This window comes from Roseibium sp. Sym1, from assembly GCF_027359675.1.
GTDB lineage: Bacteria > Pseudomonadota > Alphaproteobacteria > Rhizobiales > Stappiaceae > Roseibium.
This window is the reverse complement of sequence record NZ_CP114786.1, coordinates 4,463,968-4,475,998: the sequence shown is the minus strand read 5'-3', so window position 1 is coordinate 4,475,998 and position 12,031 is coordinate 4,463,968. Positions and strand designations below refer to the sequence as shown.

Genomic DNA, 12,031 nt, shown 5'->3' with positions numbered 1-12,031 from the left:
GCCGCGATGCGGCGGAGCAGGTTTCGCGATTATTCGGCCGGTGCTGTGGCCGGGGCTTTTTCATAGCCCGCATTGCGCTTCGGCGACGTCTTGTAGTGGGTGGCGTAGATCATGCCCCCGACGAAGGTCAGACCACCGACCAGGTTGCCGACAACGACCGGGATTTCGTTGTAGGCAAAATAGTCAAACCAGGTGAAGTCGCCCCCGAGCATGATGCCGGACGGGAACAGGAACATGTTGACGATCGAGTGTTCGAAACCGAGATAGAAGAACACCAGGATCGGCATCCACATGGCCATGATCTTGCCCGAGACCGAGTTGGACATCATCGCGGCGACAACGCCGGTGGAGACCATCCAGTTGCACATGACCGCACGGATGAAGACCGTCAGCAGACCGGCCCAGCCGGCGGCGGCGTAACCGAGGGTCCGGGCCTCGCCGATCTTGCCGATCTTCTGACCGACGGCGTTCGGCTCCTGGCTGAACCCCATGGTGAAGATGACCGCCATGAAGACCGCCGTCGTGAGTGCTCCGGCAAAGTTGCCGGTGAAGACGAGACCCCAGTTGCGGAAGACCCCGCCCCAGGTACAGCCCGGGCGCTTGGCGATGACAGCCAGCGGCGCCAGCGTGAAGACGCCGGTCAAAAGGTCGAAGCCGAGCAGATACAGCATGCAGAAGCCGACCGGAAACAGGATCGAGGCCACCAGGAAATTGCCCGTGTTCACGGCGATGGTCACGGCGAATGCGGCGGCAAGCGCCAGAATGGCACCAGCCATGTAGGCACGGATCAGCGTATCCTTGGTCGACATGAAGATCTTGGATTCACCCGCATCGATCATTTTCGATGCGAATTCGGAAGGCATTACATAAGACATTGAAATTCCTCTCGATATGCGCTTTGGCCGCTCAGACGGCTTCGTGAGAAAAGGAAAGGTCGATGAGGACACTGCCGTCCTCCAACCGGACGGGAAATGCCGTGGTGCGGCCTTCATCGGCGCCCTGGGCGGAACCGGTCTCCAGGGATATGACCCAGTTGTGCAGCGGACACGTGACGCAACCGTCATGCACGATTCCCTGGCTGAGAGGCCCGTTCTTGTGCGGGCACTTGTCTTCCAGGGCGAAGACCTCGTCCTTGGCGGTGCGGAAGACGGCGATGGTCATGTCGCCGTTCTTCACGCACCGGGCTCCCTCCCTAGGGATGTCGTCAAGGGTACCGATTTGGACCCAGTTGTGTATGTCGGCGGTCATTCGGCAGCCTCCTTGGTCAGCACAGCCATCGGCTTGAACTCGTGTTTGTCCTTGCCGGAGACCCGCTCCGACCATGGATCGACCTGGGCAAATTTCTGGGAGAAGACAAAACGGTCGAAATAGGCCTTGCGCATATTCGCGTCGTCCATGATCTGGCGGCGGATCTCGTCGACGCCGATGCGCTTGGCCCACTTGTAGATACGTTCCAGGTAGCGGCCCTGTTCGCGGTACATCTGCGCAAGGGCAGCGACATGCTCGATCGCCTCGTCCTCGGTCTTGACCAGGCCCAGAACTTCCGTGCCCTTGATGTCCAGGCCGGCGGCGCCGGCGAAATGGATCTCGTAACCGCTGTCGACGCAGATGATGCCGATGTCCTTGCAGGTGGCTTCCGCGCAGTTGCGCGGACAGCCGGACACCGCCATCTTCAGCTTGGCCGGGGTCCAGGACCCCCACATGAACTTCTCCAGCTTGACGCCGAGGCCGGTTGAATCCTGGGTACCGAAACGGCACCAGTCCGTACCGACACAGGTCTTCACGGTCCTCAGCCCCTTGGCGTAGGCCTGGCCGGAAACGAAACCGGCCTTGCCGAGATCCGCCCAGACCGCGGGCAGGTCTTCCTTCTTGATGCCGAGCATGTCGATGCGCTGGCCGCCGGTGCATTTCACCGCCGGAATGTCGAACTTGTCGACCACATCGGCAATCGCCCTGAGTTCCTTGGACGAGGTCATGCCGCCCCACATGCGCGGGACCACCGAATAGGTGCCGTCCTTCTGGATGTTCGCGTGAACGCGTTCGTTGATGAACCGGGACTGGTAATCGTCCGCATATTCATCGGGCCAGTCGGACACGAGATAGTAGTTGAGCGCCGGCCGGCACTTGGCGCAGCCACCGGAAGATGTCCATTCCAGCTCCTGCATGACGGCAGGGATGGACTTCAGTTCCTTGGACTTGATCAGCCGCCGGACTTCATCATGCCCAAGCGGCGTACAGCCGCACATCGGCGTGACGGCCGCCGGATTGTAGGCATCACCGAGCGTGACCTGCATCAGCTGTTCAACGAGGCCGGTACAGGTGCCGCAGGAATTCGATGCCTTGGTATGCGCCCGCACACCGTCCAGGGTGGTCAGGCCCTTTTCCTTGATCGTCGAGACGATCTTGCCCTTGCAAATGCCGTTACAGCCGCAGATTTCCGCATCATCCGGCAAGGCTGCAACGGCCGCCGTAGGGTCCAGGGGGGCGCCCCCCTGATAGGCCTGGCCAAAGATCAGCGTTTCACGCATCTCGGAGACATCGGTCCCCTTCTTGAGCATGTCGAAGAACCACGGCCCGTCGGACGTCTCACCGTAGAGCACGGCACCGATGATCTTGTTGTCCTTCAGCACCAGGCGCTTGTAGACACCCGCCGAGGCGTCGCGCAGGACGATTTCCTCGCGGTCGTCGCCTTCGGCGAAGTCACCGGCGGAATAGAGATCCACACCGGTGACCTTCAGCTTCGTTGCGGTCACGGATCCGGTATATTCCGCGGTCCCGTCAAGCAGGTTGTCTGCAATGGCCTCGGCCATTTCGTAAAGCGGCGCGACAAGGCCATAGCACATGCCCCGGTGCTCGACGCATTCGCCCAGGGCGAAGATGTCCGGATCACTGGTGCGCATGTCGTCGCCGACGAGCACGCCCCGGTTGGTGTCCAGGCCGATGGACTTGGCCAGATCGGCGGACGGCCGGATCCCGACCGCCATCACCACGATGCTGGCCTCGATCTCGGTACCGTCGTCAAGGCGGATCGCCTTCACCTTGCCGGACCCGTCATCGACGATTTCATGGCTGTTGGCCTTGGTCCTGACATCGATGCTGCGGCTCCGGAACTCTTCCTCCAGAAGAAAACCCGCCGCCGGGTCGAGCTGGCGTTCCATCAGGGTCGGCATCAGGTGCAGAACCGTGACGTCCATGCCCTGCATCTTCAGGCCGGCCGCGGCCTCCAGGCCCAGAAGGCCACCGCCGATGACAATGGCGCGCCCGCCCCGGCCGGCGGCGTCCAGCATCTTGTCGACATCGTCGAGGTCGCGGTAGGTCAGGACCCCGTCAAGGTCCTTGCCCGGCAGCGGAATGATGAACGGGTTGGAGCCGGTGGCGATCACCAGCTTGTCATAGGACGCCGTGATGCCGTTTTCCGAGGTGACCGTCTTGGCGTCCCGGTCGATACCGCTGACGCGGGCGGCCTTGTGCAAGGTCACGCCATGCTCGGCATACCAGTCGTCGCCATGGGTGATGATGTCTTCGTAGGTTTTCTCGCCCGAAAGCACCGGCGACAGCATCAACCGGTTGTAGTTGACCCGCGGCTCGGCGTTGAAAATGGTGACGTCATAGGCGTCTGCGTCCTTCTCGAACAGATGTTCGAGCATCCGGCCCGGCGCCATGCCATTGCCGACAACGACAAGTTTCTTCTTGCTCATGTTCTGTCCCCTGCCTTTCATTCGGCTGCTTCGATGGCGGCCTGCTGCCGGGCCATGCGGGCGGCACGTTTTTCCTGAATGGATTTCAGCTGGTCCTCGCTCGGGTCCGCTCCGCCCTCGTAGGCTTCCAGGAAGTCCAGAAGCTCTTCGCGATAGGCGTAGTAATCCGGATGGGCGAGCAGCTCCTTGCGCGAGCGGGGCCGCGGCAGGTCGACGTCCATGATGTTGCCGATACGCGCATTGGGCCCGTTGGACATCATCACCACCCGGTCGGCGAGCAGGATGGCCTCGTCGACATCGTGGGTGACGCAGACCGCGGTCACCTGGGTGCGTTTCCACACATCCATGAGAACGTCCTGCAGCTCCCAGCGCGTCAGGCTGTCGAGCATGCCGAAAGGCTCGTCGAGCAGCAGGAGCTTGGGAGACAGGGCGAAGGCGCGGGCAATGCCGACACGCTGCTTCATGCCGTTGGACAGGTCCAGGGCCGCCTTGTGCATGGCATCCGCCAGACCGACCTTGGCGAGGTAATACTCGATCACGTCCCGCTTCTCGGCCTTGGACGCATCCGGGTAGACCTTGTCGACACCCAAAGCGACGTTTTCATAGGCCGTCAGCCAGGGCATCAGGCTCGGCGCCTGAAACACCACGGCCCGGTCCGGTCCGGCCTGGGTCACGTGGGTGCCGTCCAGCACGATGGCGCCCTCCGTGATCGGGTTGAGGCCCGCGACCATGGACAGAACCGTGGACTTGCCGCAGCCGGAATGGCCGATCAGGGTGACGAACTCGCCCTTCTTCATCTTCAGGTCGAAACCGTCGACAACGGTCAGCGGGCCCTTGGGCGTCGGATAGACCTTCTTGAGTTGCGAGAAATCCAGGAAACGATCCTGGATCGGCGACTCGGCCGCCCGCTCGTAGGCCGCTGGCAGCGCGTCGCCCGGTACGGGACGCTGGGTGATCGGGACGATGTTCGGCAGGACGATGTCCCGCTCAAGGTCCGCACCGCGTTCCGCGCCCACTTCCATCAGGTATTCGGTGACTTCCGCCCTCAGCCGGATGAAGTCCTCATCGTGATTGAGTTCGGCCCGGTCGCGCGGCCGCTTGAACGGCACCTTGAATTCCGGACCGAGGGTCGCGGAGGTGCCCGGCTTCAGCGGAACGATGCGATCGGCCAGGAGAATAGCCTCGTCGACATCGTTGGTGATCAGCACGATGGTCTTCTTTTCCTCGTCGCAGATCGCGGCGAACTCGTCCTGCAGCTTGGCGCGTGTCAGCGCGTCAAGTGCGGACAGGGGCTCGTCGAGCAGGAGCAGTTCGGGCTGCATGGCCAGAGCCCGCGCAACAGCCACCCGCTGGCGCATGCCGCCGGAAAGCTCCGCCGGCTTGCGGTCCTTGGCGTGGCCGAGGCCGACCATCTCGATATACTTGTCGCAAATGGCCTTGCGCTCGGAGGACGGCTTCTTCTTGAAGACACTGTCGACCGCGAGCGCCACATTGCCGCTGACCGTGAGCCACGGCATCAGCGAATAGGACTGGAAGACCACGCCCCGGTCGGGATGCGGACCGTCGATTTCCTTGCCCTTGAAGACGATCCCGCCGGTATCCGGCTCGATCAGGCCGGCCAGCAGGGAGATCAGCGTCGTCTTGCCTGTGCCGGAAAAACCGACAATGGCAATGAATTCCCCCTCGTCCACCTTCAGGTTGATGTCCTCGAGGACATCGGTCCTGTCGGCGCCTTCGCCGTAGGATTTGGAGACGCCGGAAATTTCCAGAAAGGACATGTCCGTCTCCTTAGCGGTTGGCCGAGAATGTGAAGGCGCGCTGCAGGGCGAACATCAGGCGATCCAGCAGGAATCCGATGATGCCGATGGTCAGGACGGCGACCATGATCTTTGCAAGCGACTGGGAGGAACCGTTCTGGAATTCGTCCCAGACGAACTTTCCGAGACCCGGGTTCTGCGCCAGCATTTCGGCCGCGATCAGCACCATCCAGCCCACGCCCAGCGACAGGCGAAGACCGGTGAAGATCAGCGGCAGCGACGAGGGCAGAACCAGCTTGGTGACCGTCTTCCACGTCGGCAGCTGCAGGACACGCCCGACATTCATGAGATCCTTGTCGACCGAGGCGACACCAAGCGCCGTGTTGATCAGGGTCGGCCACATCGAGCAGAGCGTGACGGTTACGGCGGAGATCAGAAGGGATTTCGACAGCCAGTCGACCGGATTGGCGTAGGTCGCCGAGACGATCATCGTGACGATCGGCAGCCAGGCGAGCGGCGAGACAGGCTTGAAGATCTGGATCAGCGGATTGATGGCCCCGTTGAAGGACCGCGACAGGCCGGACGCGATGCCGAGGGGAACGGCAATGATCGTCGCGATCAGGAAGCCGAGGCCGACGGTCTTCAGCGAGGTGCCGATCTGGTCGATATAGGTCGGCGAACCGGTGTAGCTGCGCCACTTGATCTTGTCGGTCTTGCCTTCGGCCTCGTATTTGGCGTTGCGCTTGTCCTGGCGCTCATAGAAGGCAGCCGCCTTCTCGCGCTCGCGCACATGATCGCCCCACAGATTGACGGTCTGTTCCCAGACCTGGGAAGGCCCGGGGACGGCACCGAGCGACGTCTGCACCTGCGGAGCCAGAACGCCCCAGAGAACGAGAAATGCGGCGATGCCCATCAAGGGGATCAGAAGCACGCGTTTCAGCTCTCCAAGCTGTTCCTTCGGGCTGTCGCCGGCTGCGATTTTCAGAAGCGGCACTGTCCAGGACAGCCCCAGGGCGTCCAGCCAGCCAGCCGCCCTGTTGATGCGTGTGAATAGCTTCTCCCGGCGTGCGGCGCGGGCAATGTCCTGACTGCCTGCGGTATCGGCATTGGCCATGATGACGATCCTTGTGTCGAATTTCTTCGGTTCGTTTGACTTGAAAAGGGGGGCGGCGGGGCTGCTCGTCCGCCGCCCAAGTTGGGGGAGATGCTCAGCCGCCGACGACTTCGGAGCCGTCCACGACCTGCTTGCCCTTCAGGCCGATCGGCAGGCTGTCGATATAGGCGTTGGGCTGCTTGCCGTCGTAGGCGATGCCGTCGATGATGTCGGCTGCCGGGGTCGGAGCACGGTAGCCGTCGCTGTCCCAGGGAAAGTCTTCCTTGGCGACATGGCCTTCCTCGACCAGCATTTCCGCGGCTTTCAGGTAGATTTCCGGTTTGTAGACCGACTTGGCGACCTCGTCATACCAGCTGTCCGGCTTGTACTCGCCGATCTGGCCCCAGCGGCGCATCTGTGTGAGGTACCAGACCGCGTCGGAATAGTAGGGATAGGTCGCGTAGTAGCGGTAGAAGACGTTGAAGTCCGGTACGTCGCGCTTGTCGCCCTTCTCGTATTCGAAGGTCCCCGTCATGGAGTTGGCGATCACTTCCTTGTCCGCGCCGACATATTCCGGCCTGGACAGGATCTCGACCGCTTCCATGCGGTTGGCGTTGTCGTTCTCATCCAGCCACTTGGCGGCACGGATCAGCGCCTTGGTGATCGCCAGCGTGGTGTTCGGGTACTCCTCGGTGAACTCCTTGGTCATGCCGAACACTTTTTCCGGGTTGTTCTTCCAGATCTCGTAGTCGGTGATGACCGGAACGCCGATCCCCTTGAAGACCGCCTGCTGGTTCCACGGCTCGCCCACGCAATAGCCGTAGATGGTGCCGGCTTCGAGGGTCGAGGGCATCTGCGGCGGCGGCGTCACCGACAGCAGCGCGTCTGCCTGGATCTGGCCGGAAATGTCGGTACCGGAATAGAAACCTGGGTGAATGTCGCCGGAGGCGAGCCAGTAACGCAGCTCGTAATTGTGGGTGGAGACCGGGAACACCATGCCCATGTTGAACGGCTTGCCGTCAGCCTTGAATTTTTCGACCACCGGCTTGAGCGCGCTGGCCTTGACCGGATGAACCGGCTGGCCGTCATCCTGCATCTCGAGATGCGGCTTCATCATTTCCCAGATCTCGTTGGAAACCGTGATGCCGTTGCCGTTGAGATCCATGGAGAACGGCGTGACGATATGCGCCTTGGTACCGAAGCCGATGGTGGCGGCCAGGGGCTGGCCGGCCAGCATGTGCGCGCCGTCGAGCTCACCGGTGATGACCCGGTCCAGAAGGACCTTCCAGTTGGCCTGCGCCTCCAGGGTCACGAACAGCCCTTCTTCCTCGAAATAACCGAGTTCATATGCAACGGCGAGCGGCGCCATGTCGGTCAGCTTGATAAAGCCGAAGGTAAGTTCGTCCTTTTCAACGTCCAGCATCTCCGCAAAGGCGGTCGATGCCGGGATCATCGCGGTGGCGGCCATCAAGGCGCCGAGTGCAACACGGCGGGTGAAAGTAAAGGTCTTTGCCATTGTTACGTCCTGTCCCTCTGTCATCCTGTGCCGCCTCCGGCTGTGCACAGGTCCAAAAAAAAGCCGCCGACCGATCTGCAGGCATGAAGAGGATCCATGCAGATCGGTGCGGCGGCTTTGCCTGTGCGCCCGCCAGTGGGCGCGGTATCTGTTAGGCCAGCGTCGGCCTCGAAACCTATAAAGCACGAAGCGTGCCAGTTTGGATTTCTTAGGAAAACTCCTGTTTTACAATAGGTTAACTGAGGTGATTTTTTAGGCGGACCGACAGCTCTGCATTTTTAATCGGCGAACTCGGCAGGCAATTGACTGATTTTTGTGCAATGCAGCGTGAGTGATGCTTATGCAGGCAGGCCCTGACAACGATCAAAACCGCACGCCGTCGAACATCTCGATGACATTGTCGGTCGAGACACCTGTCAGCCCCAGCGCGGACAGATAGGCGTCGGGCGAAAAGATCCGCTCGACATCCTCAAGGGCGTCCGCCGAGTGCACGGCCTGGCCCCAGCGGACCATCTGCTCGTAGAACCATTTGCCATGCGCCGGCATCGGCGCCGCCGTCGCGCCGCCGGCGAAAGTCAGGAAGCCGGGAACGCTTTTCGTGGTTGCCGGTCCCAGCCGGATCTGGCCGGACAGGGCCGCGAGGCAGGTCTCGGCCGGACAGGCCAGAAGATCGGGACGCGCGAGAATGTCGGCGAGCTCCCGATTGTTCTTGGGATCGGCACACCAGTCGGCCGCGGCGGAAAAAGCCCGCATCAGTGACGCCAGCGTTTCGGGGTTGGCTTCCGCCCATTTCTCGGTCACGCCCAGCACCTTCTCGGGACTGTCGGGCCAGATCGCCTGCTTGTAGGTCGCGATACGGCCTGTGCCGGCATCGACAGCCGCGGTGTTCCAGGGCTCGCCGACACAATAGCCATCCAGCTGCCCCGCCCTGAGCGCGTCGGCCATGACCTGGGGCGCAAGGACGGTGATTTCAACATCCCGGTCCGGATCGATCCCCGCGGCGGCCAGCCAGTAACGCAGCTCGTAGGCATGGCCCGAGAAGGGATGAACCACGCCGAAATGAAGCAGCGGCGCGCCGGCGTCCCGCCGGCGGGCGATCACATCGGCAAGCGCCCTGCCCGTCGACGCCGGATCGCCGGACGGATCCGCCCCGGCGTCCGCCATGTCCGCCCAGAGCGCCGTCGAAACGGTGATGGCATTGCCTCCAAGCCCCAGAAGCATGGGCGCCCGCATGGGAACAGCCAGGCTGGTCAGATTGAGGCTGGACGCGATCGGCATCGGCGCCAGCATGTGGGCCACGTCGAAATGCCCGACGGAAATGCGGTCCCGGATATTGGCCCAGGAAGTCTCCCGGATCAGCTTCAGCGCGATACCTTCCCGCTCGGCAAAGCCCATCTCCGCGGCCGCGACCACGACGGCACTGTCCAGGAGCGGGATGAAACCTGCGATGACGGGTCTCAGATTGGTTTCCATTATGCTCCCGTCCCCTGCTTGGCCGCCCCGCCCCGACCGGTCTTGTGATTTATCATCGTCAGTCTCCCAACAATCCGCTGGCGATCACCAGGCTTTGGGCAACATCGATGATTTTCCGGCTCTGATTCATGGCGGTACGCCGCAGCAAGTCGTAGGCTTCCTGCTCCGAAAGGCCCTTGGACCTCATCAGGATGCCCTTTGCGCGGTCGATGGTCTTTCTGTCGGCAAGTTCGGTGCGCACCTCTTCAAGCTCCTCGGACAGCCTGGAGAACGCCCGGAAACGGCTGATGGCCATGTCGAGGATCGACTTCACCCGCTCGCGTTTCAGTCCGTCGACGATATAGGCGGACACGCCGGCATCGACGGCGGCCTCGATGGAATGGCTGTCCGCCTTGTCGACGAACATGGCAATCGGACGCCGGACGGCCCGGCTGACCTGGAACATGTGCTCCAGCTGGTCACGATTGGGGTTCTCCAGATCGATGACGATCACGTCCGGATTGATCTCGGAAATCTGGCGCACCAGCCAGTCCATCTGGTCCACCAGAATCACCTTTTCGTGCCCCGCATCGCGCAGGCCCTGCTCGATGATGGAAGCACGGATCTTGTTGTCGTCGATGACCAGTATGGAAAGCTCGTCGCTCATGCCGCCATTATGCGCAGGGCTATTTTTTATGCAATCTTTTTGCTGCGTCGCAGCATGACTATTCACAGCGGCGTTCTGCTCAGGCCTGTCTCTATGATCAATTGCCGTTCAGGACCGCCGCGAACGGAAACTGCACTGGACACGGCCGCCTGCGCTCAGAAAGATGCGGCAGGGAGTATCCAGGAGAAGGACAGGACAATGCCGAACCCGTTCAAGGCGGACCAGCATGTTGCGCATATGGAAACCGTCATGGGGCTGACCATCGAGGACGACTGGCGCCCGGTCGTCGAGATGCATGTCACAGCGATCGAGAAGGCGGCCGAACAGGTGCTCGACTTCCCCCTGGAAGACGATGTCGAAGCCGCACCGGTCTTCAAGCCATGAGCGGGCCTGACGCGGACATGCGCGGCTGGACCGCCGCGCAAACGGCTGCCGCCGTCACCGGTGGCGATGTCAAGGCCCTGGAAGTCGCCTGCGCGGCCCTGCAATCGATCGAGAAGCTCAATCCGAAGGTGAACGCCTTCACCGAAGTCGTCTCTGAACGCGCCCTTGAGGAAGCGGGCGCGGTCGACGACGCGCGCGCCGAAGGCCGCCACCTGCCGTTGGCAGGCGTGCCTTACGCCGTCAAGAACCTCTATGACATCGAAGGCCTGACAACCCGGGCCGGCGCGAAGATCAACGGCGAAAACCCGGCGGCTGTTGCCGACGCCACCCTGGTCCGGCGGCTCAGGGAGGCCGGTGCGGTCCTGGTCGGCGCCACGCATATGGGCGAATACGCCTATGACTTCACCGGCGAAAGCGCCCATGACGGCATCTGCCGCAATCCGCATGACACCAGCCGCATGACAGGCGGATCCTCGTCCGGCTCCGCGGCCGCCGCCGCGGCCGGCATGGTGCCGCTCGCCATGGGCTCGGACACCAACGGGTCCATCCGCGTCCCCGCATCCTTCTGCGGCCTCTTCGGCCTGAAACCGACCTATGGCCGTCTCAGCCGGGCCGGCACCTATCCCTTTGTCGGCAGCCTGGACCATCTGGGCCCACTCACACGATCCGCCGGGGACCTGGCGCTGATCTTCGACGTGTTGCAGGGGCACGATCCGCTCGACCCGGCGCAGTCCTCGCATCCGGAAATCGAAACCCATGCGCGCCTCGAGGAGGGTATCGGCCAGCTTCGCATTGCCGTGGCGGGGGGATACTTCAGGGAAAAGGCCCTGCCGGAGGCGCTGAACGCCACGGACCTGGTCGCCAGCGCACTTGGCGCCGGTAGGGAGATCGACATTCCGGAAGCCGCCCGTGCCCGGGCCGCCGCCTATGTCATCACCGCGGCGGAAGGTTCCAGCCTGCACCTGAAACGCATCATCGAACGCCCCGGCGACTTCGACCCGGAGACCCGCGACCGGTTCCTGGCCGGCACCATGGTGCCCGCGGTCTGGGTCCAGCAGGCGCAGCGTTTCCGCAGCTGGTTCCGCGATCTCTTCCGCAAGATCTTCGAGAAGGTCGATATCCTGCTGGCGCCCGCAACACCCTTCCATGCGCTGCCGTCCGGCACAAAAACCTTCACCATCAACGGGGAAACCATGCCGGCCCGGCCGAATATCGGACTGTTCACGCAACCGATCTCCTATATCGGCCTGCCTGCGGTGACGGTGCCTGTCTGGCTGGAAGGCGCAAATCTGCCGATCGGCGTGCAGGTGATTGCCCCCGCCTGGCGCGAGGACCTGGCCCTGCGGGTGGCGCATCACCTTGAAAAAACCGGCGTTGCCGCAGCACCCGTGGCCGCGCTGGCGGCAAGCCGGGGCTGATGCTGCGGTGCCCGGCGCAACGCCGACGTGACGCCGGTTTCACCCT

10 protein-coding genes are annotated in these 12,031 nt (G+C 62.6%); 2 read left to right on the top strand and 8 right to left on the bottom strand.

The features are described 5' to 3' along the window. Positions 1 to 29: 29 nt before the first annotated feature. The 8 genes from O6760_RS20395 to O6760_RS20360 all read right to left on the bottom strand — a co-directional run bounded on the left by O6760_RS20395 (position 30) and on the right by O6760_RS20360 (position 10,183). Complete coding sequence (locus tag O6760_RS20395; protein WP_269581539.1) at positions 30 to 875, bottom strand: formate/nitrite transporter family protein; 846 nt, start codon at positions 873 to 875, stop codon at positions 30 to 32. Positions 876 to 906: 31 nt separating this feature from the next. Further along, entirely contained in the window at positions 907 to 1,248 is a 342-nt protein-coding gene (gene nirD / locus O6760_RS20390; protein ID WP_269581538.1) for a nitrite reductase small subunit NirD, read from the bottom strand. After that, positions 1,245 to 3,698, bottom strand: coding sequence for a nitrite reductase large subunit NirB (gene nirB, locus O6760_RS20385; protein WP_269581537.1), 2,454 nt, complete (start codon positions 3,696 to 3,698; stop codon positions 1,245 to 1,247). Before nirB ends, nirD begins: the two co-directional genes overlap by 4 nt. A 17-nt stretch (positions 3,699 to 3,715) precedes the next feature. Then, on the bottom strand, positions 3,716 to 5,476 hold the full coding sequence (locus O6760_RS20380) for an ABC transporter ATP-binding protein (RefSeq protein ID WP_269581536.1): 1,761 nt from the start codon (positions 5,474 to 5,476) through the stop codon (positions 3,716 to 3,718). Between the two features lie 10 nt (positions 5,477 to 5,486). After that, entirely contained in the window at positions 5,487 to 6,569 is a 1,083-nt protein-coding gene (locus O6760_RS20375; protein WP_269581535.1) for an ABC transporter permease, read from the bottom strand. A gap of 94 nt (positions 6,570 to 6,663) precedes the next feature. Further along, positions 6,664 to 8,064, bottom strand: coding sequence for a CmpA/NrtA family ABC transporter substrate-binding protein (locus tag O6760_RS20370; RefSeq protein ID WP_269581534.1), 1,401 nt, complete (start codon positions 8,062 to 8,064; stop codon positions 6,664 to 6,666). A 363-nt stretch (positions 8,065 to 8,427) separates the two neighbouring features. Further along, a complete protein-coding gene (locus O6760_RS20365; protein WP_269581533.1) occupies positions 8,428 to 9,537 on the bottom strand; it encodes a CmpA/NrtA family ABC transporter substrate-binding protein in 1,110 nt (369 codons plus the stop codon). A gap of 58 nt (positions 9,538 to 9,595) precedes the next feature. After that, positions 9,596 to 10,183 carry an ANTAR domain-containing response regulator gene (locus O6760_RS20360; protein ID WP_269581532.1) on the bottom strand — a complete coding sequence of 196 codons (588 nt, stop codon included), beginning with the start codon at positions 10,181 to 10,183 and terminating at the stop codon, positions 9,596 to 9,598. A 198-nt stretch (positions 10,184 to 10,381) separates the two neighbouring features. Between O6760_RS20360 and O6760_RS20355 the strand changes: the two genes are divergently transcribed. Both O6760_RS20355 and O6760_RS20350 read left to right on the top strand, forming a co-directional pair. Then, on the top strand, positions 10,382 to 10,567 hold the full coding sequence (locus tag O6760_RS20355) for a DUF4089 domain-containing protein (protein WP_269581531.1): 186 nt from the start codon (positions 10,382 to 10,384) through the stop codon (positions 10,565 to 10,567). Continuing rightward, complete coding sequence (locus O6760_RS20350) at positions 10,564 to 11,985, top strand: AtzE family amidohydrolase (protein ID WP_269581530.1); 1,422 nt, start codon at positions 10,564 to 10,566, stop codon at positions 11,983 to 11,985. The genes O6760_RS20355 and O6760_RS20350 overlap by 4 nt, the downstream gene beginning before the upstream one ends. The last annotated feature ends 46 nt before the right edge of the window (positions 11,986 to 12,031 follow it).

Excerpts from the sequence above, each read along its gene's own strand:
- O6760_RS20395 (WP_269581539.1), bottom strand. The coding sequence starts at position 875 with ATGTCTTATGTAATGCCTTCCGAATTCGCATCGAAAATGATCGATGCG.
- O6760_RS20355 (WP_269581531.1), top strand. The coding sequence starts at position 10,382 with ATGCCGAACCCGTTCAAGGCGGACCAGCATGTTGCGCATATGGAAACC.
- O6760_RS20370 (WP_269581534.1), bottom strand. The coding sequence starts at position 8,064 with ATGGCAAAGACCTTTACTTTCACCCGCCGTGTTGCACTCGGCGCCTTG.
- O6760_RS20360 (WP_269581532.1), bottom strand. The coding sequence starts at position 10,183 with ATGAGCGACGAGCTTTCCATACTGGTCATCGACGACAACAAGATCCGT.
- O6760_RS20365 (WP_269581533.1), bottom strand. The coding sequence starts at position 9,537 with ATGGAAACCAATCTGAGACCCGTCATCGCAGGTTTCATCCCGCTCCTG.
- nirD (WP_269581538.1), bottom strand. The coding sequence starts at position 1,248 with ATGACCGCCGACATACACAACTGGGTCCAAATCGGTACCCTTGACGAC.
- nirB (WP_269581537.1), bottom strand. The coding sequence starts at position 3,698 with ATGAGCAAGAAGAAACTTGTCGTTGTCGGCAATGGCATGGCGCCGGGC.
- O6760_RS20375 (WP_269581535.1), bottom strand. The coding sequence starts at position 6,569 with ATGGCCAATGCCGATACCGCAGGCAGTCAGGACATTGCCCGCGCCGCA.
- O6760_RS20380 (WP_269581536.1), bottom strand. The coding sequence starts at position 5,476 with ATGTCCTTTCTGGAAATTTCCGGCGTCTCCAAATCCTACGGCGAAGGC.
- O6760_RS20350 (WP_269581530.1), top strand. The coding sequence starts at position 10,564 with ATGAGCGGGCCTGACGCGGACATGCGCGGCTGGACCGCCGCGCAAACG.